Source organism: Mycobacterium sp. RTGN4 (assembly GCF_033804635.1).
Classification (GTDB): domain Bacteria; phylum Actinomycetota; class Actinomycetes; order Mycobacteriales; family Mycobacteriaceae; genus Mycobacterium.
Genome location: NZ_JAPZLB010000005.1, coordinates 224,032 through 248,370, shown reverse-complemented (window position 1 = coordinate 248,370; position 24,339 = coordinate 224,032). Strand labels below are relative to the sequence as shown.

Annotated in this window: 28 protein-coding genes and 1 tRNA gene; 15 read left to right on the top strand and 14 right to left on the bottom strand. The window is 64.7% G+C overall.

What is annotated here, in order from left to right; translation table 11 throughout:
• Positions 1–2 precede the first annotated feature (2 nt).
• Entirely contained in the window at positions 3–482 is a 480-nt protein-coding gene (locus tag SLQ30_RS13210) for an ArsI/CadI family heavy metal resistance metalloenzyme (protein ID WP_319446737.1), read from the bottom strand.
• Between the two features lie 97 nt (positions 483–579).
• On the opposite strand from SLQ30_RS13210, the gene SLQ30_RS13205 reads away from it, so the two are divergent.
• The 7 genes from SLQ30_RS13205 (at position 580) to SLQ30_RS13175 (ending at position 5,219) form a co-directional block, all read left to right on the top strand.
• Positions 580–939, top strand: a complete 360-nt coding sequence (locus tag SLQ30_RS13205) for an Rv2640c family ArsR-like transcriptional regulator (RefSeq protein WP_319446736.1) — start codon at positions 580–582, stop codon at positions 937–939.
• An 89-nt stretch (positions 940–1,028) separates the two neighbouring features.
• Positions 1,029–1,343 carry a metalloregulator ArsR/SmtB family transcription factor gene (locus tag SLQ30_RS13200; protein WP_319446735.1) on the top strand — a complete coding sequence of 105 codons (315 nt, stop codon included), beginning with the start codon at positions 1,029–1,031 and terminating at the stop codon, positions 1,341–1,343.
• Positions 1,343–1,831: an SRPBCC family protein gene (locus SLQ30_RS13195; RefSeq protein ID WP_319446734.1), complete on the top strand. Its 489-nt coding sequence runs from the start codon at positions 1,343–1,345 to the stop codon at positions 1,829–1,831. Before SLQ30_RS13200 ends, SLQ30_RS13195 begins: the two co-directional genes overlap by 1 nt.
• The gene (locus SLQ30_RS13190) at positions 1,828–2,460 is read left to right on the top strand and encodes a maleylpyruvate isomerase family mycothiol-dependent enzyme (RefSeq protein ID WP_319446733.1); all 633 of its coding nucleotides are present in this window, start codon (positions 1,828–1,830) and stop codon (positions 2,458–2,460) included. The genes SLQ30_RS13195 and SLQ30_RS13190 overlap by 4 nt, the downstream gene beginning before the upstream one ends.
• A gap of 112 nt (positions 2,461–2,572) precedes the next feature.
• Positions 2,573–2,860 carry a type VII secretion target gene (locus SLQ30_RS13185; RefSeq protein WP_319446732.1) on the top strand — a complete coding sequence of 96 codons (288 nt, stop codon included), beginning with the start codon at positions 2,573–2,575 and terminating at the stop codon, positions 2,858–2,860.
• A gap of 46 nt (positions 2,861–2,906) precedes the next feature.
• Positions 2,907–4,700, top strand: a complete 1,794-nt coding sequence (locus SLQ30_RS13180) for an alpha/beta hydrolase (RefSeq protein WP_319446731.1) — start codon at positions 2,907–2,909, stop codon at positions 4,698–4,700.
• A 21-nt stretch (positions 4,701–4,721) separates the two neighbouring features.
• A complete protein-coding gene (locus SLQ30_RS13175) occupies positions 4,722–5,219 on the top strand; it encodes a hypothetical protein (RefSeq protein ID WP_319446930.1) in 498 nt (165 codons plus the stop codon).
• Between the two features lie 190 nt (positions 5,220–5,409).
• On the opposite strand, the gene SLQ30_RS13170 is transcribed toward SLQ30_RS13175, so the two are convergent.
• The 5 genes from SLQ30_RS13170 to SLQ30_RS13150 are packed head-to-tail and all read right to left on the bottom strand — an operon-like array spanning position 5,410 to position 10,855.
• Positions 5,410–6,258, bottom strand: coding sequence for an SDR family NAD(P)-dependent oxidoreductase (locus SLQ30_RS13170; RefSeq protein WP_319446730.1), 849 nt, complete (start codon positions 6,256–6,258; stop codon positions 5,410–5,412).
• A complete protein-coding gene (locus SLQ30_RS13165; protein WP_319446729.1) occupies positions 6,248–7,492 on the bottom strand; it encodes an NADH:flavin oxidoreductase/NADH oxidase family protein in 1,245 nt (414 codons plus the stop codon). Before SLQ30_RS13165 ends, SLQ30_RS13170 begins: the two co-directional genes overlap by 11 nt.
• Entirely contained in the window at positions 7,489–8,955 is a 1,467-nt protein-coding gene (locus SLQ30_RS13160; RefSeq protein WP_319446728.1) for a class I adenylate-forming enzyme family protein, read from the bottom strand. The genes SLQ30_RS13165 and SLQ30_RS13160 overlap by 4 nt, the downstream gene beginning before the upstream one ends.
• An 11-nt stretch (positions 8,956–8,966) precedes the next feature.
• Positions 8,967–9,884 carry an alpha/beta hydrolase gene (locus SLQ30_RS13155; RefSeq protein ID WP_319446727.1) on the bottom strand — a complete coding sequence of 306 codons (918 nt, stop codon included), beginning with the start codon at positions 9,882–9,884 and terminating at the stop codon, positions 8,967–8,969.
• On the bottom strand, positions 9,881–10,855 hold the full coding sequence (locus SLQ30_RS13150; protein ID WP_319446726.1) for an enoyl-CoA hydratase/isomerase family protein: 975 nt from the start codon (positions 10,853–10,855) through the stop codon (positions 9,881–9,883). Before SLQ30_RS13150 ends, SLQ30_RS13155 begins: the two co-directional genes overlap by 4 nt.
• A gap of 127 nt (positions 10,856–10,982) precedes the next feature.
• On the opposite strand from SLQ30_RS13150, the gene SLQ30_RS13145 reads away from it, so the two are divergent.
• The gene (locus SLQ30_RS13145; RefSeq protein WP_319446725.1) at positions 10,983–11,663 is read left to right on the top strand and encodes a TetR/AcrR family transcriptional regulator; all 681 of its coding nucleotides are present in this window, start codon (positions 10,983–10,985) and stop codon (positions 11,661–11,663) included.
• A gap of 16 nt (positions 11,664–11,679) precedes the next feature.
• Here the strand turns inward: SLQ30_RS13145 and SLQ30_RS13140 are convergent, their stop codons facing one another.
• From SLQ30_RS13140 to SLQ30_RS13130, 3 genes are all read right to left on the bottom strand, one after another.
• Positions 11,680–12,588 (bottom strand): short-chain dehydrogenase/reductase, encoded by a 909-nt coding sequence (locus tag SLQ30_RS13140; protein WP_319446724.1) that lies wholly within the window; start codon positions 12,586–12,588, stop codon positions 11,680–11,682.
• Positions 12,589–12,747: 159 nt separating this feature from the next.
• Complete coding sequence (locus SLQ30_RS13135; RefSeq protein WP_319446723.1) at positions 12,748–13,749, bottom strand: NADP-dependent oxidoreductase; 1,002 nt, start codon at positions 13,747–13,749, stop codon at positions 12,748–12,750.
• Positions 13,750–13,766: 17 nt separating this feature from the next.
• Entirely contained in the window at positions 13,767–14,372 is a 606-nt protein-coding gene (locus SLQ30_RS13130) for a TetR/AcrR family transcriptional regulator (protein WP_319446722.1), read from the bottom strand.
• Between the two features lie 92 nt (positions 14,373–14,464).
• Between SLQ30_RS13130 and SLQ30_RS13125 the strand changes: the two genes are divergently transcribed.
• The 7 genes from SLQ30_RS13125 to SLQ30_RS13090 all read left to right on the top strand — a co-directional run bounded on the left by SLQ30_RS13125 (position 14,465) and on the right by SLQ30_RS13090 (position 19,924).
• Positions 14,465–15,337, top strand: coding sequence for an alpha/beta hydrolase (locus SLQ30_RS13125; RefSeq protein ID WP_319446929.1), 873 nt, complete (start codon positions 14,465–14,467; stop codon positions 15,335–15,337).
• A gap of 26 nt (positions 15,338–15,363) precedes the next feature.
• Positions 15,364–16,218: an alpha/beta hydrolase gene (locus tag SLQ30_RS13120; RefSeq protein ID WP_319446721.1), complete on the top strand. Its 855-nt coding sequence runs from the start codon at positions 15,364–15,366 to the stop codon at positions 16,216–16,218.
• Between the two features lie 49 nt (positions 16,219–16,267).
• Positions 16,268–16,960 (top strand): SDR family oxidoreductase, encoded by a 693-nt coding sequence (locus tag SLQ30_RS13115; RefSeq protein WP_319446720.1) that lies wholly within the window; start codon positions 16,268–16,270, stop codon positions 16,958–16,960.
• 202 nt (positions 16,961–17,162) lie between these two features.
• Positions 17,163–17,792, top strand: a complete 630-nt coding sequence (locus SLQ30_RS13105; protein WP_413468024.1) for a TetR/AcrR family transcriptional regulator — start codon at positions 17,163–17,165, stop codon at positions 17,790–17,792.
• Positions 17,789–18,613 carry a hypothetical protein gene (locus tag SLQ30_RS13100; protein ID WP_319446719.1) on the top strand — a complete coding sequence of 275 codons (825 nt, stop codon included), beginning with the start codon at positions 17,789–17,791 and terminating at the stop codon, positions 18,611–18,613. Before SLQ30_RS13105 ends, SLQ30_RS13100 begins: the two co-directional genes overlap by 4 nt.
• A 286-nt stretch (positions 18,614–18,899) precedes the next feature.
• Positions 18,900–19,226 carry a metalloregulator ArsR/SmtB family transcription factor gene (locus SLQ30_RS13095; protein WP_319446718.1) on the top strand — a complete coding sequence of 109 codons (327 nt, stop codon included), beginning with the start codon at positions 18,900–18,902 and terminating at the stop codon, positions 19,224–19,226.
• Positions 19,226–19,924 carry a cation transporter gene (locus SLQ30_RS13090; protein WP_319446717.1) on the top strand — a complete coding sequence of 233 codons (699 nt, stop codon included), beginning with the start codon at positions 19,226–19,228 and terminating at the stop codon, positions 19,922–19,924. The genes SLQ30_RS13095 and SLQ30_RS13090 overlap by 1 nt, the downstream gene beginning before the upstream one ends.
• A gap of 80 nt (positions 19,925–20,004) precedes the next feature.
• Here the strand turns inward: SLQ30_RS13090 and SLQ30_RS13085 are convergent.
• The 5 genes from SLQ30_RS13085 to SLQ30_RS13065 all read right to left on the bottom strand — a co-directional run bounded on the left by SLQ30_RS13085 (position 20,005) and on the right by SLQ30_RS13065 (position 24,300).
• A tRNA-Ala gene (locus tag SLQ30_RS13085) sits at positions 20,005–20,080 on the bottom strand.
• Positions 20,081–20,130: 50 nt separating this feature from the next.
• The gene (gene glpR / locus SLQ30_RS13080; protein WP_319446716.1) at positions 20,131–21,279 is read right to left on the bottom strand and encodes a gephyrin-like molybdotransferase receptor GlpR; all 1,149 of its coding nucleotides are present in this window, start codon (positions 21,277–21,279) and stop codon (positions 20,131–20,133) included.
• A gap of 133 nt (positions 21,280–21,412) precedes the next feature.
• Positions 21,413–22,066, bottom strand: coding sequence for a GNAT family protein (locus tag SLQ30_RS13075; RefSeq protein ID WP_319446715.1), 654 nt, complete (start codon positions 22,064–22,066; stop codon positions 21,413–21,415).
• A gap of 15 nt (positions 22,067–22,081) precedes the next feature.
• Positions 22,082–23,347, bottom strand: coding sequence for a gephyrin-like molybdotransferase Glp (gene glp, locus SLQ30_RS13070; RefSeq protein WP_319446714.1), 1,266 nt, complete (start codon positions 23,345–23,347; stop codon positions 22,082–22,084).
• Between the two features lie 38 nt (positions 23,348–23,385).
• Positions 23,386–24,300 carry a UTP--glucose-1-phosphate uridylyltransferase gene (locus SLQ30_RS13065; RefSeq protein ID WP_319446713.1) on the bottom strand — a complete coding sequence of 305 codons (915 nt, stop codon included), beginning with the start codon at positions 24,298–24,300 and terminating at the stop codon, positions 23,386–23,388.
• Between the last annotated feature and the right edge of the window lie 39 nt (positions 24,301–24,339).

Genomic DNA, 24,339 nt, shown 5'->3' with positions numbered 1-24,339 from the left:
ACTCAGCAGCAAGCGTTTGTGGCAGTTGACTTCTCGGCGTCGGTGGCGGTGCCACCACAGCAGACGCCACTCTCGGCATTGCCTGCCTCTGCGTGCTCGGGGCTGGTGCCGAAGGTCTCCGAGTCGGCCAGCACGGTGTAGACCTCCCACTTCTCGCCAGCGGGTCCGGTGACCCACACCTTGTCCTGCGTGGCGAAGCAGCAGGTCGTCCCGATTTCCTCTTCGGTGAACAGGTCTTCGTCGGTCAGCCGGCTGATCTCGGCGTGGACCGCATCGCTGGACTCGACCTCAACGCCGAGGTGGTTGAGCGTCCCGCCCTTGCCGGGGTTCTCCAACAGGACCAACTTCAAGGGCGGATCCACGACGGCGAAGTTGGCGTAACCCGGCTTCACCTTGGCGGGCGCGGTGTTGAACAGTTTCGAGTAGAACGTGACCGCCTTGTCGAGGTCGTCGACGTTGAGTGCGAGTTGAGCGCGGGACATGGCGACTCCAACCTATGTGGCTTATGTCGAACTTATGACGTCACTGATGATGCCACCTCTTCGACGTATGTCAATGTTCCGTGGCAAGATGGTCGGCATGCCCAAGACGTTGCCCGCCGTGGACGTGTCCGCGCCGGTGTGCTGCTCGCCGATGGCCGCCGGTCCTGTCGATGACGACGCAGCGCTGGAGATTGCGTTGCGGCTCAAGGCATTGGCCGACCCGGTGCGGGTCAAGCTGGTGTCGCTGTTGTTCAGTTCGGACGCTGGCGAGGTGTGCAGTTGCGACCTCGCTGCGGCGGTCGGACTCAGCGAGTCGACGGTGAGTCACCACCTCACCCAGTTGCGCAGGGCGGGATTCGTCGAGTCCGCACGGCGTGGGATGAACGTCTTTCACCGCCCGCACCGCGAATCCCTCACGGCGCTGTGCACTGTGCTGGACCCGAACTGCTGCCAATAGTCCTAGTCAGCGGGGTTGCGGAGTCAGTGCCCCAGTTTCCACATCCATGACGGACACGGCGAGCATCGGTAAGTGTAGACTTACCGTTTGTGGTCGCTGACCAAGCTACAGACGCATGGGGCGCACTCGCCGACGGCACCCGGCGAGCGATATTCAAACGCCTCGCCGGTGGGCCGATGGCAGTGAGCGAACTTGCTCGCGGATTGCCCGTCAGCAGGCCAGCGGTCTCACAACATCTCAAGGTGCTGAAATGCGCCGGCCTAGTTGCCGATCGCGCAGTGGGCACGCGGCGCTTCTATCAGGTGGATCCGAAAGGCGTTGAGGCGCTGAGGTCAGAACTAGACGTGTTCTGGGGCAACGCCCTGGACGCATTCAAATCGATTGCCGACGAGGAGGAATGCTGATGACGTCACCAGCGGTAGAACCGATCCGTAAGAGCGTTGTCGTCAACACCGGTGTTGAGCGCGCTTTCGCGCTGTTCACCGAAAGATTCGATGTAATCAAGCCCCGCGAACACAACCTGCTGAGCGTCCCGATTGCCGAAACGGTCTTCGAGCCGCGCGTCGGAGGGCACATCTACGATGTTGGGTTAGACGGCAGTCGGTGCGAATGGTCTCGCGTCCTTGTCTTTGATCCGCCCAGCCGCGTTGTCTTCTCGTGGGACATCGGGCCGACCTGGCAACTGGAATCCGATCCGAGCAAGACTAGCGAGGTGGAGGTGCGCTTCATCGCCGAGTCAGATGATCGCACTCGGGTGGAGTTGGAGCACCGACACCTTGAACGGCATGGCACCGAATGGCATTCCGTCGCAAAGGGAGTCGACGGTGAAGCAGGATGGCCGCTGTACCTTCGCCGCTACGTCGAGCTGGCGGTGACGGAGGTTGCTCAATGAGCACCGACGAGAAGTCACTCATGGACATGGCCTACGACGAGCGGACCGAGCTGGCTCACTTCCTAGCGTCCCTGACGCCGCAGGAGTGGCACATGCCGAGCCTTTGCGAAAAGTGGACGGTCAAAGATGTTGTCGCGCACGTGATCAGCTACGAAGAGCTGTCCCCGCTCGGGTTGATGAAGCGATTCGCGAAGGGCAGGGTCGTGCGTGCCAACGAGGTCGGAGTCGCAGAGTTTGCGGCTTTGTCGCCGCGGGAATTGATGCAGTTCCTCAGCCGGCATCTGCGTCCTCAGGGACTGACCGCTGGCTTTGGCGGCATGATTGCTCTTGTCGATGGGACCGTTCACCACCAGGACATCCGGAGGGCACTCGGTCATCCTCGCGCCGTGCCCGTTGACCGTCTCGAACGCATCCTGCCGCTGGTCCCTGGGAATCCACGGCTGGGTGCAGGGCGTCGCATCCGAGGACTACGAATTGAGGCCACCGACGTCGCGTGGCAACACGGCGAGGGGCCAGAGGTCAGCGGAACCGGCGAAGCACTCCTGATGGCGATGACGGGTCGGCAAGCAGTCCTCGACGAGCTGTCCGGGCCGGGGCAGGCCACCCTAGCGGGGCGCGTCGCCCGCTAGCTTGCGCAAGCGGCGATCAGTCACGTTTGCCTCGTGACGCCGTGCTCTGAAAAAGGTGCGTTCTCCCCAAAGATTGTGGCTTTAGACTCGTCTAGGCGGGAGGAGTGCGACGTTGCTAGTAGATCCGACACACTTGCGCTCTGCGGCACAGACGCAGGGTGATGTGGGCACGTTCGTGTCCGGAATGACCAACGGCCAGTCGATGGCCAGCGGCGGCGCGGGGATGGCCGGACTGTCCAGCGAAGCGGCGTGCCAGTTCGCGGCCAACGTGTTGGACTCGGCAGCAAGTGCAGTGCACGAGGAGTTGACGGACCACTCGACCAAGCTGTCGGCGGCGGCCGATCATTACCACCGGATGGACGAGGAGTTCGGGCGCCGCCTGCGCAAATTCGCCCCGTGACCATCCCGGCTGCACGCGCGGCGTTCGTCAATGTCGGCCTGATGCCATGACGGTGACGATCCCCCAGGTGCAGGCCGCAAAGCCCGAAGCGCTCATCCACACGGCATCGGCACTAGGCCAGACCGCATCGAGTCTGTCGTCGCAGATCGACACCCAGCGCACCACGATCGACGGGTTGCGCGACAAGTGGCAGGGTCCCGCCTCCGATGCGGCGATCGCCAAGGCGCAGCCAACGCTGCTCAAGATGCAACAGATCCGCGACGCGCTGAATCGGGCGCAGAACGTTCTGCAGCAAGGCGGCACCGCACTCACTCAGACCCGGACCAACGTGCTGCAAACGGTCGGCCAACTGTCCGGCCAGGGCTGGCAGGTCGGGCCGGATGGGACGGTGTCCGTTCGCCCGGGCAGCCCACTGGATCAATACGCGAAGGCCAGTCCGGCCAACGCCATGAAACTCCAGCAGTTGGCGGCAACGAACTCCACGAATGTCAAAACGCTGTTGGCTGGCTTCGACACCGCCGACCGGCAACTCAGCCAGAACCTTCGCACCGCCGTCGGCGGCTTAGACGGTGCGCCAATGAAGTTGGGGCCGGACGGCACACCGCTGCCGGAAGCGCCGCCATACGACACCGGTGCAGACATCCCCGTCGGGAAGAGTCCTGAAGAGGTCAAGAAATGGTGGGATTCAGTCCCGCCCACAAGAAAGCAGGAGCTGCTCGACCGCTGGGACGAGCGGATGGGGAACCTGGACGGCATCCCGGTCGCCGACCGCGACTACGCCAACCAAAGAGTGATGGAACGCGACATCGCCCGCCCCGCCGAAGTGGCCAAGAGCCGCGGCGTGACGGTCGAGGAGGTGATGGCCCACCCCGAGCTCTACGGCATGGACGGCGTCATGATGGACCGCTACAACAATGCTGTGCAGGTCAAGAAGGGACTCGCGCACGGCACCGAGCAGACCGGCGCCCAGACGTATCTGCAGGTGTACGAACCTGACAAGTTCGGAGGGGCGGGCCGTGCGGCGATCGCAATCGGCAACCCCGATGACGCCGCCAACACCGCGGTCATGGTGCCAGGAACGAGCCACAGCGTCACCGAAGGATGGTTGAGCTCCGATGACGCGACCAACGTCTTCAAGGAGACCAGGGCGGCCGATCCCGGCAGGCCCGTGTCGGTGATCGCGTGGATGGGCTACGACGCGCCGGACAGTCTGATCGATCCGCAGGTCGGCCAAACCGGACTGGCACACCAGGGCGGACAGTTGCTCGCCTCCGACGTCAACGCACTCGCCGCCACCCACCACGACGGAGTGCCGTCCCACATCACCGCCATCGGCCACTCATACGGATCGACGACGGTTGCCGACGCGGCCGCCGGCTACGGCATGCACGTCAACGACGTCGTGTTGGTGGGATGCCCGGGCACTGACATGGCCAGCAATGCGTCGGACTTCCACCTGGCCGAGGGCGGCCACGTATATGTGGGCGCGGCCTCGACGGACCCGATCACCTTCCTGGGCGGTGTCGGACAAGCCCACATCCCGGGGACCGACGTCACGGTGGCGCTCGGCGCCGACCCCTCCGTCGACGGATTCGGGTCGACGAGATTCAAGGCCGAAGTGCCCGGCTTCACGTTGAACGACCACAGTTACTACTACAAGCCCGGAACCGAATCGCTTTTCAGCATCGGGGACATCGCCTCTGGCCATGGCGATGCGCTGGAACACGACGGTATGACCGCACCGCACCGCACCTCGCTGCCGCCCATTCCGTTCGTACCGCCGATCGACTTCGACCCTGAGCTCTACCGGACGCCTACCAGCGGACATCACCACCAGTAAGGAACGTGGTACGTGAACTACATGCAGCGCGCATTGGCCATGGTCGTGGCAGCGACCCTACTTTCAGGATGTGACACAGTGACCTCAATGGCCAACGGCGTGACCAACCCGATGACGCCCGAACAGTCCAAAGCCCAAGTCATCTCCGCCGCAACCGATGTCAGCAAGGCCGTGGGACAACCCGTTGCGTCAGCCAACTTCTCGCGCTCTTCGTGCAACGACCAGGGGGATGCGCCGTTCCGCGGCGTCGTCAACATCTTCTACTCGGCCCCCACCGATCCCGCTGCCGCTACCTCTGAGTTCGACCAAATGAAACAAAGCCTGCAAAGTGCGGGATGGGCCGGAGACAGCGAATTCAAAAGCCACGGAACGACATTGAAGAAGAACGACGTAGATGCGGTCCTGTTGCCCGCCGACGCCAGCGTCGCGAAGGTGCAGATCACGCTCTACGGCGAATGCCGTGACATGACCACCACCAAGGCGCAGGCCGGGTTGGGCGAAGCCATCACCCTCGGTTAAGTCGTTGGGCGAACGTTTGCTTCGTCCAGGACAGGCGCTATCTGCAATAGCAGCAAATGATCCTGACCTTGTTGCAAGACAGCCCCGTGATCGTCTTCCAGCCACGCTAGCCACGCGTCGAGGTGCTCGCCCAGGCGGCATCCACATTAGCGACGCTTTCCGCTGTAGTGCAACGTCCTTAAATGACGTGCTATCGGTTCTCGAGTTTGGCGAGGGCCCGCTGTACTACGGCGTCTCGCGCGAGTTTGGCGTCGACGATCGGTCCGGCCACGCCTCGAAGCGCAGCGACCGGCTTCCAGCGGCCGGGAACCATGATGGATGTTCGCCGGCGTTCCAGGCCGTCGGCAATCGCGGCGGCAGCTGTAGTCGGTTGGATCCGCTTGAGGATGAATTTGGGCATCGCCGAGAGCAGGGCTGACACGTGGGGATCAGCGTCAATGCCCTGACGGATCATGTCGGTCTCGATGAGTGAGAAGTACGCCGTCATGGCCGACGCTCCATGGCTTGCCAACTCGACGCCAAGGCCACGGCCAAGCTGCTCGACGGCAGCCTTGCTCATCGCGTAGGGAATGGCACCCGCCCCATTGAGGTAGGCGAACACCGAACTCACCAGGACGATTTGGCCGCGGCTGCTGATCACCGATTCCAGCGTGGCGGCCACCGTGTTGACGACTCCAGCGACGTTGACCGACATGACACCATCCACTTGGTCGGGAGTCAGTGTGCGGAATGTTCCGCCACGGCCGAGGACACCGGCATTGGCAACGGCGACGTCGATGCGCCCGAACTCCTCATGGGTTCGGCGCACCGCCTCCTGGAGGGAATCGAATTGGGTGACATCGCATTTCAACGCCAGGCTGTGGCCGCTTGGGAGCGTCGACGCAACCTGCTGCGCTGCTGATGGGTCGATGTCGACCAGCACGACTCGGGCTCCGCGCCGAGTCAGCGCGGCGGCGGTGGCTGCGCCAAGGCCGCGGCCGGCACCGGTGATGAAGACGACCTTATCGGCGAGCGAATAACGCGTTGTCTTAGAGGCCACGTTTGCGCCCCACTGACACGGTGCCGTTGCGGCGCAGCATTGCGATCGTGGTGGCAATCCGTCCGCGGTTGAGGTCGGGTGTGAGACCGGCGCCGATGCGGTGCAATTGGTCGGTGTGCCAGGACAGTTCGAGAATCCCGTCGAGTGATTTGATATCGATGAGCCGGCCCAGTACCCGGCGCATTCCGGCGCGCACCTGATGTGAGGTGAGCGTATCGGCGCGCCCGGCCAGGATTACCTCCGCGGCGTCGGTCGTGGTTGCGGTGGGCCGGCCCAGACCGATGACGTCACATTCACCGCTGTCTACCGCGTTGTGCATGGCGGCGCGGGACCGGAATCCGCCGGTAACCGCAAGGGGGATATCGCCGGCAAGGCTTCGCGCGGTGCGGGCGTACTCCAGGAAGTAGGCCTCGCGCGCGCGGGTGCTGTCCGCGGCCTTGCCCATCATGGCGGGCTGCTCGTAGCTGCCGCCGCTGACTTCGATCAGGTCGATGCCCTCGTGCGCCAATGCCGCTACCACGGAGCGTGATTCATCCTCGGTGAACCCGCCGCGCTGAAAGTCGGCCGAGTTCAGCTTGATGCCCACCGCAAAGCTCGGCGACACCCGGGCGCGGATGCGGCGCACGACTTCGAGCACGAAACGCATCCGTCGCTGGGGGTCACCACCCCACTCGTCGTCGCGCTGGTTGGACAACGGCGAGAGGAATTGCGCGACCAGGTATCCGTGCGCGCCATGGATCTGCACGCCGTCGAAACCCGCTGTCTCGCACACCACTGCCGCGGCCGCGAAACGCTCGATGATGTCGTCGATTTCATCGGATGTCAGCTGACGAGGAGTGGCCGCACCGGGCATGTTCAACGGCACCGGGCTGGGGGCAACGGGAGTATGTCCAAGATCGAGCGGGTTGGACTGCCGCCCTGGATGATTGAGCTGCACCCAAATCGGGACGCCGGCGTCCTTGGTGGCCTTGGCCCAGCGCGACAAGGCGTCCAGGTTGCGTTCGTCCTCGATGACGACGTTGCCCGGCTCACCGAGCTGGCGGCGATCGACCATCACGTTTCCGGTGACGATCAGACCGTACCCGCCCTGGCTCCAGTTGGTGTAGAGCCGTTCGAGTCGATCGTCGGGAGAGTTCTCCTTGTCACCGAGCCCCTCGCTCAACGCGGCCTTCATGATCCGATTGGGCAACACCTGTCCACACGGCAGGGTCAGCGGGTGGTGCAGGGAAGTCATGACGATGTTCCTCTCGGGTGGGCAGCGCGCAGCGGAGCCTTGTCGGTCTTGCCGACGGCGTTCTTTGGGATGGCGTCCATCACGGTGATCGACGTCGGGCGTTTGTAGCCGGCGAGTTTGCGTGCGCACAGCGCTTGCAGCGCTTCGGGATCGATGGTGCAGCCTTCTCGAGGTTGGACGTAGGCGGCGACGGTCTCGCCCCACTTGTCGTCGGGCACGCCGATGACGGCGACCTCCAGAACGGTGGGGTCGCTAGAGAGAACGTCCTCGATCTCCTTGGGATAGATGTTCTCCCCGCCGCGGATGATCATGTCCTTGGACCGCCCGACCAGTGTCAGATAGCCATCGGTGTCGAGGTGGCCGACGTCGCCGGTGTGCAACCAGCCTCCGATGATGACACGCGCGGTTTCATCGGGGCGGCCCAGATATCCGCGCATGACGTTGGGGCCGGCGATGACGACCTCACCATCGACTCCGGTCGGCACGTCGGTACCGCCTTCGTCGACGATGCGGATCTGCTGACCCGGGAACGCGATCCCCACCGTGCCGGCCCGGCGTTCACCGGTGACCGGGTTCATGGTGGAGGCACACGTTGCCTCCGACAGGCCGTAACCCTCAATCAAGGGAAACCCGTAGCGGGCCTCGAAGCGGCGCAACAGTTCTGCGGACGCCGGGGCGGCCCCACAGATGCCGAACCGCACCGACGACATGTCGGGGCGAACGTCGTCGGGCAGCGCGGCGAGCAGAGTGTAGATCGTGGGCACGGCCGAAAAGAACGTTGGTCGGTGGCGTTCAACGGTGTCGAAGAAGGTGTGCGGATCAAACCGCTCGGCGATGACCACACTGGCGCCGGCCAGCAGCGGCGTCAGCACGCTGACCACGATGCCGTTGACGTGAAACAGCGGCAGAATCAGCAGAGACCGGTCCGCCGGCCCGATGCCCAGAGCTTGACGTCCCATCTCGGCCATCGCATCGAGGTTGGCGTGATCAAGCATCACGCCCTTGGGCTCCCCGGTGGTGCCGCTTGTGAAGATCAGCAGCGCCAGCGTCGAGAGATCCACGTGCGCTGGTGGATCCGACTCGAGGGCCTCTCGGCGCAAATCACTCACGGCCAGGGTGTGTGCGGCGCCGGGGCGCGACGCACCATCCTCGGCTACCAGCAGTTGCGCGTTCGAGGTCTCGAGCTGCCGAACGACCTCGGCCTCGGTCAAGCTTGGGTTGACCGGCGTCACCGTCGCACCCAGCCGCCACGACGCGAACAACACGACCACGAACTCGACCCGGTTGCGCAACTTGACCGCAACCACGTCGCCAGTACCAACGCCAAGCTCGTGAAGCTGACCGGCCGCTGCCCGCACGCGTTGCAACAGCCCAGCGTTGGTCAACGACTGGGTCCCGTCAGACACCGAGGGCCCACCCGGATCTGCACCTGCGCGAACATCCGGTAGAGAAGCAAACGTCACTCGACCGGACATCACACGACGGCCCCGGGAGGCTGCAGTTGGCGGGTGAGGAACTCGATCTGGTCGCGCACCAGCGCTTCGAAGGGCTCGCCAAGGTAGAAGTCGAAATGACCGGCGTCGTAGCGTTTGATTTCGCCCCGGGGTGCGGTGCGCGCGTAGCGCAGCGTCTGGACAGGTGGCGTGACGCTGTCGGTGTTACTGACACAGAACAAGATTGGGAACTTGATCTTCTTCACTGCACGTCCGGGCCGATAAGCCATGATCGTCGGGGCAACCCGCGCCGCTACCTCGTTCCGAAAGGTCGTGTCGGGTGGCAGGAGCGCTTCGTATCCGGGAAGGGCATCCGGCGCATTCATCAGAGCCAGCGATCCAGGGGCGCCGGCGAGCGGAATCATGGCAGGGTGCCTATGAAAGACCATGGATGCGAGGTCCCGTGCAACGGCGGGCAGTACCTTCAGGGATTCCGCCGGACCCAGCGCGAGCGCGGAGGCCAATCCGTCGGTGAACGGGCACTGGGCCACGGCCGCTCGCAGTTCGGGATGGCGGGAGGCGACGGTGATGGAATGCCCACCGCCAAAGGAGCTGCCCCAGACAGCAACTCGGGTGCCGTCGACGTCGCCGGAATTCTTCACCCAATCGATCGCCGCGTCCCAGTCGGCGAGCTGCCGTTTGATCGACAGAAGCTGACGAGGCTGCCCACCACTGTCGCCAAAGTGCCGGTAAGTGAAGGCCAACGCAGCGATACCCGCCTGGGCGAAGCGCTCGGCGAAGGCGTCCAACCGCATTTCCCGCGTGGCCCCGAGGCCGTGTCCAAGGATCACCACGGGCGGTGACGTCACTCCGGTGGGCAGGTAAAGCGTTGCAGCGCAGGTTTCCCCACTAGAGTTGAACAATACTTCGTGGCGGGTGACGGGTCGTGTCGTACTCATTTGCTCGCCGTCCCGTTCGACACAACCTCAGGTACCCGGCCCGATTCGAGCGCTTGCGCATAGGTGTCCGGGCGGTAGAGCGGTAGCTCGCCGGTGGCCTCGGTGGTCGCGAGATAGGAGACCATCCGTTCCTGACCGATCTTGGACTGATCGGTGCCGAAGAACTCGGTCCGCTCGACGTGCAATCCCTCCGCCAGCGACATCGAGCCGCCGAAGTACACCGCCTTCTTGATCGCTTCGACTGAACCCTTGGTCCGCTTACCGAAGTACTCGGCCAGTTGGGTCGCCCGCGCCACCACGTCGTCAGGCGCCACGACATCGTCGACGGCTCCGTTGGCCAGCGCCTGCGCTGGCGTGAACGGCTTGCCTTCGAGGATCGCGACCAATGACTTGTGGGTGCCGATCAGCCGCGTGAGTCGTTGGGAGCCGCCGCCGCCCGGCATGATCCCCAGGAGGACTTCCGGCTGGCCGATGAAGAAGTCGCCATCGGCCATGACGCGCAGATCGCATGCCCAGGCGAATTCCGCCCCCAGGCCCAGAGCCGAACCATTCAGGGCCGCAACGAAGATGACGCCGCTGGCGTTCATCTTCATGAACGTCTCATGCAAGCGGTCGAGCTGGCCGGCGCCCCGTAGCGGGGTTTTGTCCACAACCGGCCCTGGGACGCCGGCGCGGTCCAACCCTCTGGCCACCCGCAGCGCGGCCGACGCGCCGCGTCGGCGCAACTTCGGCTTCACGGCCCCGCCTTCTTGCAGCCAGCGGACATCGGCGTGGCTGACGAACCGGCCGGGACGCGCGCCGGTGAACACGACGGCGTGGATGCTGGGATCGCGGCCGACGCGCTCTACCAATTCGTCGAGCTGACCGGCCAGCCGGACGCCGAACAGACTGTGCGGGCCGCCGTCGACCCGCACGATCAAGGTGGTTCCGCGGTCCTCGATGTCGAGGTGGCTGTCGTCTTGGTGTGTCATCGCCGCGCCTTCGTGAGAGTGGGGCTGTGCTATAACGAAGTTATACGCATACTATAACCAAGTTATTCCACCTGTGGCAAGGGTCCGCGTCGATGGGCCGCCCCTCGGCTAAGGAGTCCGCGAAAACGTGCCGGAGAAATCGACTCCCGATGGTGTCCCCGAGCGGCTCGTTCGGGCCACCATCGGCCTGCTGGCCGAGCAGGGACCGTCCGCCATCAAGGCTCGCACGGTGGCATCCGCGGCCGGGCTGTCGACGATGGTGGTGTACAGCCACTTCGGAGGTATCCCCGAGCTCACCAGTGCCGTGATCGATCAGGGCTTCAAGGAGCTCGACGAAGCGTTCGCTGCGCTGCCGGCGACCGACGATCCGATCGCGGATCTCGCCGTTCAGGGTCTGACGACTCGGCGCGTCGCACGCGAGAATCCCCATCTGTACGACCTCATGTTCGGCCTGTCGACACGTGGAAGCTATCGGCCCGTGGAATCCGCATGCTCCGGCGGGAGCGGAAGCTCGCCAGGCTTCCGCGCTGCCTACGCTCACGTCGCAGAAGCGTGCGCACGGCTCGTAATGTCCGGCCGGGTCAAACAACAAGACCCGGACGGCATCGCCGCTCAGTTGTGGAGTTTCGTGCACGGTTTCATCACCCTCGAACTCGCGGAGACCTTCAATGGGTTCGACGACCCCGTTCGGCAGGTATTTCTGCCACTCGGCGTGAATCTCTCTGTCGGACTGGGTGATACACGCCATCGCGCCGAGGCCTCACACAAGAAGGCTGCGCGCCGGTTCGAAAAGGTCCGTCGAGAGTGACGACGACCTTCCCGGCTTAGCCACGGAGCCCTATTGCAGGCACTGTGACCGAACGGTTCTCAGACCCCGGAACCAGTTGGTCATGCCTTCCCAGGGCCTCGACCTCACGCTCAAGGGTCGGAACCACCTCGGCCGCGAATCCCCTCATCCACGGCCATACGGCCGGCGAGTTCAGCGCAGCCTTCGCCCAGTTGGCCACCGCCACAGCGCGTGGAACATACACGCGGCTGCGGCGACGCGCGAGCCCATGAACGATCGCCGCAGCGGCCCGGTCAACGCTCGTGGTGACATTGCCTGGATACGGAAGCCGTCCGCGCAGGCCCTGGAATGAGGGCAGGTCCGCTTCGGCGCCTCGGACGAGGTCGGTGTCGATCCACGAGGGGTGGACGAGTCCGACCGTGATGCCGAGGTGCGCCACCTCTTGGCGGTAGGCCAGGGCGAGCATCTCGACTCCGGCCTTGCTTGCGGCATAGGAGGCCAGCCCGGCAATCGGCGTGAAGGATATCGCCGAGGCCACCACCATCGCGTGGCCTCGACTGCGCTCGAGGTGAGGTGTCGCGAATTTGAGCGTGCGGAAGACGCCATTCAGGTTGATGTCGAGGACGCGCTCGAACGACGCTTCGTCAGCCTGTCGCACCGTTCCATAGGCGGCAACGCCGGCATTGGCGAGCACGATGTCGATGCCGCCCATGGCCTTTGCGCAATCATCGATGGCCGCCCGCAAGGCGACGCCGTCGCGTACGTCGGCTTCGTGCCAGGACGCGCCTGCACCCAGGTCGTCGGCGAGCGCACGCAACCGATCGGGCTCGAGTCCGATGAGTGCCACACGCGCCCCTCGCGCGGCGGCTAGACGTGCCACCTTCTCCCCGATTCCCCTTGCAGCTCCAGTGATTACCAGCCTTCGGCCCGCAAGGTTACGACGCATGATCGATAATATAACTTCGTTATAGCAGTAGCGCAATAGGTCAGCGCGGTTATCGCGGCCGTTTGGTTCTAAACGTCATTCCCCACCGCTTGGTCGAACAGCGTCGCAGCCGCCTTTTGCGCGTGTGTCCAGCAATCGGGGTCATCAAGGGAAGGGTGGTCAGTCGAGTGTGACGATGACCTTGCCGGCCTTGGCCTTACCGCTCTCGACGAAGGCGAGCGCTTCGAGGGTCTGGTCGAAGTCGAAGGTGGTGTCGATGACCGGCCGCAAATGGCCCGCGTCATAGAGCTCGGCGAGCTCGCGAAGCTGTGCGCCGCTGGCGTGCATGAAGAAGAACGCGTAGCGCACGCCCCGTTTCTTGGCTGCCTTGCGGACCTTGCGACTCAGGAACGACAACACGAACTCGAACGGTTTGGGTGCGCCCAGTTGTTGGGCGAATCCGGCGTCGGGTGGTCCGGTAACCCCAATCGCCAGGCCCCCGGCTTTGAGCACGGTGAGCGATCTCATGAGGTTCTCCCCGCCCACGGAGTCCAACACGACGTCGTAGTCGGACAAGAGTTGGGTGAAGTCCTGCGTGGTGTAGTCGATGACGACGTCGGCTCCAAGGTCGCGGACCAGTTCTGCTCTGGCACCGTTGACGGTGGTCGCCACGTGCGCGCCGAGATGCTTGGCGAGCTGAATCACGGTGGACCCCAGGCCCCCGGCACCGGCGTGAACCAGAATCTTCTGCCCGCGCTTGACGTGTGCCGATTCGACCAGGATCTGCCAGGCGGCCAGCGCAACCAACGGCACGGCAGCCGCCTCGTGCAGAGTCAACGCGGCCGGCTTGAGTGCGACGTCATTCTGGTTGATGGCGATGTACTCGGCAAAGGTCCCGATGCGAAGGTCGCGGGGGCGTGCGAACACTTCATCGCCGACAGCGAAAGTTCGAACGTCAGAACCAATCTCGGTGACCACACCGGCAACGTCATGGCCGAGCACGAAGGGCGGCTTGTACTTCAGGAGCTGTTTGAACTCTCCGTTGCGGACCATGCTGTCCAGAGGGTTGATACTCGCTGCGCTCACTCTGACGAGAACGTCATTGTTACCGGCCCTGGGCATGGGCACGTCGGCTGCGCGGAGCTGGTCCTTGCCGTACCGAGCGACGACGAATGCCTTCATGGTGGTGTTTCCTTTCATCAGGGTGTCTCCGGCTCGCGCGCATAGTTCTCGCCGTCGAGGAGCATCTGCGCGTTGAGGATGCCGGAGGCGAGTATGTCGTCGGACAGATTCCGGTCGGACACCGCGCGGGCGAGTTGAAGGGTCGCGACGAGGACCGTGAACAGTCCCAGCGCCGGGGTGCGGGCGGCGGAGGGGTTCTGTGGCGAAAGGTGCGTCGCGATCACGTCGACGATGGACTTCATGCCCTGCGTATACGAATCGCGGATGGAGACGTCGCAGCGCCCGATCTCATCGAGCAACGCCGCGTTGGGGCAGCCGGCGCCGGGATGGTCACGGTGCTGGGGCGAGAGGTAGTCGCGTACGAATAGTTCCAGGGCCGCCCGGCCCTCAGGTAGTGCCGCGAGGACGGCGCTCTGGGTGGCGAGTTGGTCGCCGATGACGTTGGCGACGAGGTCATCCTTGGATTCGAAGTGCGCGTAGAACGCGCCGTTGGTCAGCCCGGCGTCGGTCATGAGCGCCGCGACACCCGCACCGTCGATGCCGTCCTGCTTGAACCGTCGGCCCGCAGTCTCGAGGATTCGTCGCCGCGTCCGGGCTTTGTGCTCAGCGTCGTATCTAGCCACTGCTCGGGCCCTCCTCCGTTGCCTTCGTGCACCGTCCTTGCGAACAATACTCGATTACCTTACAGTCATACTATTACATTCGTACGCCAATGATGGATTCACCGCCACAGACCGACGAGAAAGTTCATGACGTGATCACTTGGAAAGACGCACCGACCCGAACCATCGACATCGACGGCGTGACGTTCGCGTACCGCGAACTGGGCACCGGCTCAGACATACCGGTGGTGTTCCTGCACCACTTGACCGCGGTCCTCGACGACTGGGATCCGCGCGTCATCGACGGTATCGCCGCCCACCATCGCGTCATCGCCTTCGACAACCGCGGCGTCGGCGCGACCGGCGGCTCGGTACCGCCCACCGTCGAGCAAATGGGCGCCGATGCCATCGCGTTCATCCGCGCACTGGGCCTAGAAAAAGTCGACCTCGTCGGATTCTCGCTCGGCGGCGGCGTCGCCCAGATGGTGGCATTGCAGGCACCAGACTTGGTCCGCCGCATGATCCTCGCCGGCACCGGCCCCCGCGGCGGCGGCGGCATCGACAAGATGGCCACCATCGTCGGCGGCGCCTATCTAAAAGCACTACTCACTCGCAGCGACCCCCGGAACTTCCTCTTCTTCCCTCGCACTCCCGAGGGCAAGAGGGCTGCGTCGGACTACCTCGGACGACTCAAAGAACGCACCCAACACCGGGACAAGAAGATCTCGACGCAGGCCCGCGTCTCCCAGATCAGGGCCATCCGACACGCCGGTCAGAGTCAGCCCGACGACCTCGCCGTCATCACGCACCCCGTGTTCGTCGCCAACGGCGACCACGACCTCATGGTCGACAGTGCCCACTCCGCCGACATGGCACGCCGACTTCCCAACGCCCAACTGAAGATCTATCCCAACTCAGGGCACGGCGGAGTGTTCCAGCACCACGAAGCCTTCGTCCCTGAGGCACTGGAATTCCTCGCCAACTAACCGCTTCACACCACTAGGAGATAATCATGAGCAACAGCCATGACGACGTCATTACGTGCTTCAAGCTCGCGCCGTCGCGCACCGTCACCGCCGGCGGCGTGACCTACGCCTACCGCGAACTCGGACCCCAGGGCGGCATCCCCGTCATCTTCTTCGTCCACCTCGCCGCCACGCTGGACAACTGGGACCCTCGCGTGATCGACCCGATCGCTCGACGTCACCACGTCATCGCCTTCGACAACCGCGGCGTCGGAGCCTCTACAGGTACCGTCCCCGACACCGTCGAGTCGATGGCCGACGATGCCTACACCTTCATCACCGCACTCGGCTTTGACACCGTCGACATCCTGTCCTTCTCCCTCGGGGGAATGGTCGCCCAAGCCTTGGTGGTCAAACATCCCGAACTGGTCCGCAAGCTGATCCTGACGGGAACCGGACCCGCAGGAGGAGCCGGGATCGACAAGGTCGCCGGCACAACCTATTACGACACCCTGCGGGCCACCCTCACCGGAAAAGACCCCAAGGAGTTCCTGTTCTTCAACCGCGACGAGATCGGCAAGCGCGCCGCACGCGCGTTCGTCGAACGCCTCGAGGAACGCACCGAGAACAGAGACGCGAAGATCGGCGTAAAGGCCTTTCAAACCCAACTGAAGGCCATCAAACGCTGGGGACGCGCCACCCCCGCCGACTTGTCGAGAATTCGTCAGCCAACGCTCATCGCCAACGGCGACAACGACCGCATGGTTCCGTCCGTGCTATCAGAAGACCTGCACCGCCGCATCCCGGGTTCAAAACTCGTCATCTACCCCAACTCCGGCCACGGTGGAATCTTCCAGTACCACAACGAGTTCGCCGCCGAAGCACTCGCCTTCCTCAAGTGATTGCCTTCCTGTCCCGCCCGTCAACGAATATGGACATCAGGAGCCTGCCGTGACTGCCCTTACCGGCCAGACCGTCCTCGTCACCGGAGCCAACCGGGGCATGGGCCGCGAATACATCACCCAACTGCTCGACGAGCGGGGCGTGGCCAAGGTGTACGCCACCGCCCGCAACCCCGAGAACATCGACGCGACCGATGCACGCGTCGTCCCGCTGCGCCTGGACGTGACCGACACCGCGTCCATCGCTGCGGCAGCCGCCGCAGCCCCCGACGTGTCGGTGCTGATCAACAACGCCGGCATCGTGCGCGGCGCCTCGGTGCTCTCGGCCGACACCACCGGCCTGCGAGAAGAGTTGGAGACCAACCTGTTCGGGCCGCTGGCAGTGGCGTCCGCGTTCGCCGACCGGATCGCCCAGCGCGCCGGCGCCATCGTCAACGTCTCCTCAGTGCTGGCCTGGTGGCCGGTCGGCGCCAGCTACGGCGTCACCAAGGCCGCGCTGTGGAGCGCCACCGATTCCATGCGCCTCGAACTGGCGCCCCGCGGTGTGCAGGTGGTGGGCGTCTACGTGGGGTTGGTCGACACCGACATGGCCTCCTTCGCGGGCGACAGCCCCAAGTCCTCACCGGTCGACGTGGTGCGCCAGGTCCTCGATGGCCTTGAGTCCGGCGCCGAGGAGGTGCTCGCCGACGACATGACCCGCCACGTTCGAGCCCAACTCGGCACGCTCATCCGCGACCGCTGACCTGGCCGCGCGGATCGCCAAAATTGCTGCGCCGACGAGAGGAGGGAGTCGGCCCATTCGAGGTGCGCCGCCGCGTGGGTCGCGTATCGGTCGACCTTCACGTCCTCGACCTCACCTCCGACGACTGGGATTCACGCCTCGCAATGACCGTCATTGACGACTGTCATTGACGAGTGCCAACGAACGCCGCTACCGTATCGACATGAAGTCCCCAAGCACCATCGCGGACGTCCAGGCAGTGGGCGGAGGCCGTCGACAGGTCCGCATGCGGGAAACGCGAGCGCGGTTGTTCGATGCCGCATTGGTTGAGATTGGCCAGTCCGGATTGGCCGGTGCTGACGTCACCGCCATTGCCAGCGCGGCGGGAGTGGTCCGCGGAACGTTCTACTTTCACTTCCCGACGAAGGAACACGTTCTGGTCGAGTTGGAACTGAACGAAGAAGCGAGGATTGTCGCTGAACTCGACGTGGCACAAACCGGCACCGACGACCTGGTGTCGGTCCTGTCGCTCCTCGTTCGCCATGTTGTCGCCGCCGAGCACCGACTGGGTCCGGTGGTCTTCCGCGAGATGTTGGGGCTGCACTTTTCCGCGAACCGACCAGTCGAGGACGAAGTGTCGGCGCACCCCCTGGCGGAGTTCGTCATTGCCGCGATCACCACTGCACAGCGGGCGGGCCGGGTTCCAGCGAACTCAGACGCTGCCGAACTTGGGGTGTTCTTCATGACCGGACTCTTCGCGCTACTCGCCACCGGCGCTCAAGCGTCAACGACGGCGGACGCCGTTGTAGGTCGCTATGTCACGACCATCGTCAAAGGAATGGAGACACGATGAACGACAACAGGATCGACGGCTACCGGGACTTCCTCATGAGGCGCGACGGGGAGGCCGATTTGCTCAACCGCCGCTTGGCCAATCGCGAAGACTTCTTCGACGGCCTTGAGACGAACCCCGTCCGCTCAGCGCACCCCGCCGACCGAACGACCTTCCTACGCAACATGCGTCGCCGCAAACCCGAATCCGGCCTGGACCGCAAGATGCTGTTTCTATTGGCCACCGCCAAGCTCAACCAAGCCGAACGGTTCGGGGTTGGACTTGGAGAAACCTACGGGCTCAACAGCGACGAGGACCTCCCGCCTGAGCGGGTCTATCTCGAACTCGAAGAGCACTACCACACCCGACTGCTGGCCTACGTGCTCGACGTGTTCGACCTCACATTCCAAGTAGTGCCACCACCGTTCGTCATGCGCCAGTTCGTCAAGACCGGGGTGTTCATGCCGGAACGGCTGGGCTTCGTCTTCGTCGGAGCAGCCGAGATGGCCGGCTGCATCATGTTCGACGAACTCCGCCGCGTGGGTGTTGAACTCTTCGCCGAGGAACCCGAAGTCTGCGAGCGAGTCGAACGCCTCTACAGCGAAATCCTCACCGATGAGGTCGGACACGTCGGCTACTGCGCGTCACGGTGCACACCAGCTGAACGCGCCGTGATGCGTTGGCTTTACCCCCGAATCGGAAGACTCTTTGCCCGCCAAACCGCTGAGATCAGCCTGCTCATTGATCCCGACGATCTGCGCGCTCGCCTCGACCGGCCCTTCGTAGTCGAGGAACTCACCGCCGGACTGACCAACGAAACCTATCTGGTCACCCATCCATAGGTGGGCAGAAGGCCGCCTGATGCACGCAACACCATCAGGGCGAACGAAAGCCGGATCGCATCGTCAAGCGCGCTAGAACTTCACCGCAAGGTCCTGGCGAACAACCTGCGAACGCCCCAGAAGTATGTAACCAGCGGCATGGTGCACCACAAGAGATTTGTTCCGATCCTCGGAGAGAGAGCGGGCGCTGGCCGTGCGAGGCGCGGACACTGCGATTAATGAGTCCACCCCCACCCCCTCCGATACAGGATTTTCTGAATACAGATATCGATGTACCGTCAACGGAATGCAGACGTTGATGCACAGAGACGCCTTGGCTCGCTTCGGGTACGCCCTCTCCGATGCCACCCGCGCCCTGATCCTGCTGAGCCTCCGAGACGGCGGACGCTACCCATCCGACCTCGCTGACGAGATGCAGGTGTCTCGCCAAATCGTGTCGAACCATCTGGCCTGCCTACGCGGGTGCGGGCTGGTCGTCGCGATCCCGGAAGGGCGCCGCAGTCGTTACGAACTAGCCGATGACCGCATTGCCCACGCGCTCAACGACTTGGTCAGCCTGGTGCTTGACGTCGATCCGACGTGCTGCTCGTCCAGCGACGATGGATGCTGCTGATGGCACACGACCTCGGACCGCCGTCGTCACGACCCGCCCAGCCGGAACAACGTCGGCGCGTGCTGTTCCGCCGCATCCGGTTCTTCGTGGCTGCCACGATCACCTACAACGTCATTGAGGCCGTCATCGCGCTCACCGAGGGAACGCGGGTGTCGTCAACGGCTTTGGTTGGATTCGGCCTGGACTCGGTGATCGAAGTGTCATCGGCAGCGGCGGTGGCGTGGCAGTTCGCCGGTCGTGATCCCGAAGCACGCGAGAAGGTCGCACTTCGCGTAATTGCGTTCTCCTTCTTCGGTTTAGCGGCGTTCGTAGTTGTCGATTCGACACGGTCGCTGTTCGGGTTCGGAGAGGCCGAGCATTCAACGATTGGGATCGCGCTAGCAGCGGTCAGCCTCGCCGTAATGCCGGTGTTGTCATGGGCACAGCGTCGCGCAGGCAAGGAACTCGGCTCCCTGTCGACGGTCGCAGACTCCAAGCAGACGCTGCTATGCACCTACCTGTCAGCGGTCCTGCTGGTCGGCTTGCTGCTCAATTCGCTACTCGGTTGGGCGTGGGCTGACCCCATCGCCGCGCTAGTGATTGCCGCCGTAGCCGTTCGTGAGGGCGTAGGAGCTTGGAACGGTGACGCCTGCTGCCCCAAACCGCTCAATGCGAAGGATGCCACCGTCCAGCACGCGAGCGAATGCTGCGACGAATAGTCTTCGCCGCGGCCATTGAATCTGCTGCACACAGCTTGTTAGGCCCTAACGGCAATGCACTGCCCTGAACTGCGAAAACATGGTGGAGCTAAGGGGATTCGAACCCCTGACCTCTTCGATGCGAACGAAGCGCGCTACCAACTGCGCCATAGCCCCTTGCGGTAGCACAGGCTACCAGTCGGCGCGCCGCTGCCGAAAACGAGTTCCTACTCCCCCGACGCCCGCGCCAGGTGGTACTCCTCGTACGCCGGGTGGTCGAGGTGTTCAAAGATCGGATCCTCGTCGTCGATCTCGAGTACGACGGAGCCGGGCCTGCGCAATCGGGACGGGACGACGTCGAATTCGCCGTCATTGGTGTTCTCCACGCCAAGGCGCGAGCGGGCCATGCGCTGGGCCCGTCGGCGCCGGACCTGCTCCTCGATGCGGGTCTGACGACGCAGGTAGCCCAGGTACAGCAGCGTCACCGCGCCGACCGTGCCGCAGACCCACCACATCGTCGGGGTGACGACGTACGCGACGATCGCGGAGGCGAGCAGCGCGACGCCCATCGCCAGCAGCACGCGCTTGCGGAACTTGAACTTGCGGGCGCTGACGGCCGCCGCGGTGGCGGTCTCGTAGCTGCGCCTGCGGGCATGCGACATCGATTCTGGGGCTTCACCTTCGGCCTCCGATGGCGCCTCCAGCCCCGACGTGTCGTCGACGTATTCGTAGTCGTGTTCGGTGCCGTCGGACTCGGCGTCGTCGTACTCGTCCTCGGCGTCATCGAGGTCGTCCAGCTCCTCGGGCTCGACCTCGAAGTCGGCCTCGGTGACGGTCCGGATGGCCTGGGTGGAGTCGTCGGGCACCTCGGAGACAGAGGCCGGCTTCTGCTCGGATTCCCTCTCGAAGTCTTCGAGCGCTTCCTCGAACTCTTCCTCGAAACCGGCTTGCGGCCCGTCGAGCCCGAGGTCTAGAGGTAGTTCGGCCTGCTCGGCAGCGCCTGCGGTCGCGCCGACGGGCAGCGCACCCGAATCCAGTTCGACGACGTCGACGTCCAGGTAGAGGGATTCCGTCACCGTGTTCGACGCGGCCACCACGATGGTCTTGCGTGGCGCGGTCATCGCGTCGTCGCCCTCGAAGTCGAGGTCGTGGTCGTCTTCGGTCGGTGCCCAGTGCGGGTCGCTGACGTGTCCGGCGGCCGGTCGGCGTCGGCGTAGCAGCCGCGCACCGCGGCCCGTGTTGACCACGCGTGCCGCCAACGCCACGTCGCTGGTGCGACGCACGGTGTCTCGCTTGCTGATCAACATTGGAACGAGCACGAACAGCCAAAGCACCACTAGTGAAATCCAGAGCAGAGATTGGGGGATGCTTGGCATGTCGCCGGCTCCTTTCCCCGTAAGGCTAGGTCTGTGACCAGCGCATCCGGGGTTGACGCGCCGAGGTCAATTACACACCTGTAATTCACCAATCACAAGCACATCAGTCCCATATGTCACATCTGCAACAGGTTTACGTCCAACTTGCTCTGCCGTCGCGAACCAGCGCCGACGTTGCCGAGATCGTCAATTCCTCGGCCGTTACCGCCACCAGCAGGTGATCTCGCCACGCACCGTCGACCTCCAGATACCGCTTGAGCAGCCCCTCCTCGCGGAATCCTGCCTTCGCCAGCACCGCGCGACTTGGCGCGTTCTCCGGGCGCACGGTCGCCTCGATGCGGTGCAGCATGACCGCACCGAACCCGTGGTCGAGCCCCAAGGACAAGGCCGCCGTGGCAACCCCGCCTCCGTTCACCGCCTTGGCCACCCAGTAGCCGATCCACGCCGATCGCAGCGCACCGTGGGTCACGTTCCCGATGGTCAACTGACCGCAGAACTCACCGTTCAACTCGATCGCATAGGGCAGCATCCGACCGCGCCTGGCCTCGGCGCGCAACCCGGAGCACATCGACGGCCACGCTGAAACCGAATGGCGCACTTCCCAACTCACTTCGGCGACGGGCTCCCAAGGCTCCAGGTGCGCACGGTCGCCCAGCCGGATCCGACTCCACTGGCCGCCGTCGCGCATCCGTACGGGACGCAGCCGAACCAACCCGGCGGGCACTCGGATGGGCCCGACCGACTTGGGCCAGCCGGGATGCGCGGAGGTCGAGCGCCAGAGATTCACGATGGACTTCGGTCGTCAGCCGCGTTGGGCGAGGAAGGCGACGTCGACGATCTCTCCGGTCCGAACCTGTTCGGCTTCGCTCGGAACGGTCACCAGGCAGTTCGCCTCGGCCAGTGTGGCCAGCAGGTGCGACGAGGCACCGGGCGCCCCACCGAGGGCCTGCACCAAGTACTCGCCGGTGTCCTGGTCTCGCATTAGCTGTCCGCGCAGATAGCCCTTGCGCCCGACCACCGATGAGATCGGCGACAGCGTGCGGGCCTGCACGACGCGCCGCATCGGCTGACGCTTGCCCAACGACAGCCGAATCAGCGGCCGCACCATCACCTCGAACACCACCAGCGCACTGACCGGGTTGGCAGGCAGCAGGAAGACCGGCACGCCCTCGCGGCCAAGTTGCCCGAAACCCTGCACCGACCCGGGGTGCATCGCAATGCGGGCCACCTCCATGTCACCGAGCTCCGACAACACCGCGCGCACGCTCTCGGCCGCCGCCCCACCGACGGCGCCCGCGATGACGATCACCTCGGCGCGATTCACCTGCCCCTCGACGACGTCGCGCAGCTCCTTGGGGTCGGTGTCGACGATGCCAACGCGGTTGACTTCGGCGCCCGCATCGCGGCCGGCCGCCGCCAACGCATACGAATTGACGTCGTAGACCTGCCCGTTGCCCGGCGACCTCGAGATGTCGACGAGTTCGCCGCCGACGCAGAGCACCGACAACCGCGGCCTCGGGTGCACCAAGACCCGCTCGCGGCCCACCGCCGCTAGCAGTCCGACCTGCGCAGCGCCGACGATCGTGCCCGCCCGCACCGCGACGTCGCCCGGTTGCACGTCATCGCCCGTGCGTCGCACGTAGGCACCGGACCGCACACTGCGCAGCACCCGCACCCGCGATTCACCACCGTCGGTCCACCGCAGCGGCAGCACCGCGTCCGCCAACGTCGGCATCGGGGCGCCCGTCTGCACCCGCGCGGCCTGCCTGGGCTGCAGTCGGCTCGGCGTGCGCGCACCCGCCTCGACGACACCCATCACGGGCAGGCTGACTTCCTGGCCTGCACCCTCTTCGGAGTCCTCGTCGTCACCGGATGCCACACCAAGCACGTCCACGCTGCGCACGGCGTAACCGTCGATGGCGGCCTGATCGAACCCCGGCAACGGCCGTTCCGTGACGACCTCTTCTGCGCACATCAGCCCCTGCGCCTCTGCAATGGCGACCCGCACGGGCCTCGGGGCTACCGCGGCAGCGGCCACCCGGGCCTGCTGCTCCTCCACCGAACGCACAATGCGCCTTTCTTCCAGTCGCGGGGCCCGCAGGCTCGTCAGGTCGCGGCCAGGCCCAATCGCTCGACCAGCCAGCGCCGAAGCTCCGGTCCGTAGTCGTCGCGCTCCAAGGCAAAGTCAACCGCAGCCTTGAGGTAGCCGCCGGGATTTCCCAGGTCGTGTCGTGATCCGCGATGCACGACGACGTGAACCGGGTGCCCCTCTTCGATGAGCAGCGCGATGGCATCGGTCAACTGAATCTCGCCACCGACGCCGCGCTTGACGCGCCGCAACGCATCGAAGATCGCACGGTCCAATACGTAGCGCCCGGCCGCAGCATACAGCGACGGAGCGTCCTCAGCCTTCGGCTTCTCGACCATGCCCTTGACGCGCAACACATTTGGGTTGACGGCGTCGGGCACCACCTCGACGTCGAACACGCCGTAGGCACTGATCTCCTCACGCGTCACCTCGATGGCGCACAGCACCGATCCCCCGCGCTTGGCCCGCACCTTCGACATCGTCTCGAGCACACCGGTGGGCAGCACCAGGTCGTCGGGCAACAACACCGCGACCGCGTCCTCGTCGGGCAGAAGCACCGGCTCGACACAACTCACGGCGTGTCCGAGGCCAAGCGGCTCGTGTTGAACGACCGACTCGACCTTGATCAGAGCAGGCGCGCGCCGCACCTTCTCCAGCATCACTTTCTTTCCGCGGGCCTCGAGCGTGCCCTCGAGCACCAGGTCCTCGACGAAGTGCGCGACGACGCCGTCCTTGCCCTCGGACGTGACGATGATGAGCCGCTCCGCGCCCGCTTCCGCGGCCTCGGCCGCGACGAGTTCGATGCCGGGCGTGTCGACGACGGGCAGCAACTCCTTCGGCACCGTCTTCGTCGCAGGCAGGAAGCGTGTTCCCAAGCCGGCAGCCGGAACGATCGCGGTGCGCGGAATCGGTACCAGGGCCCGAGTCGTCATCGCTCACACCATAACGTCATCAGCTGCACGCAACCCCGC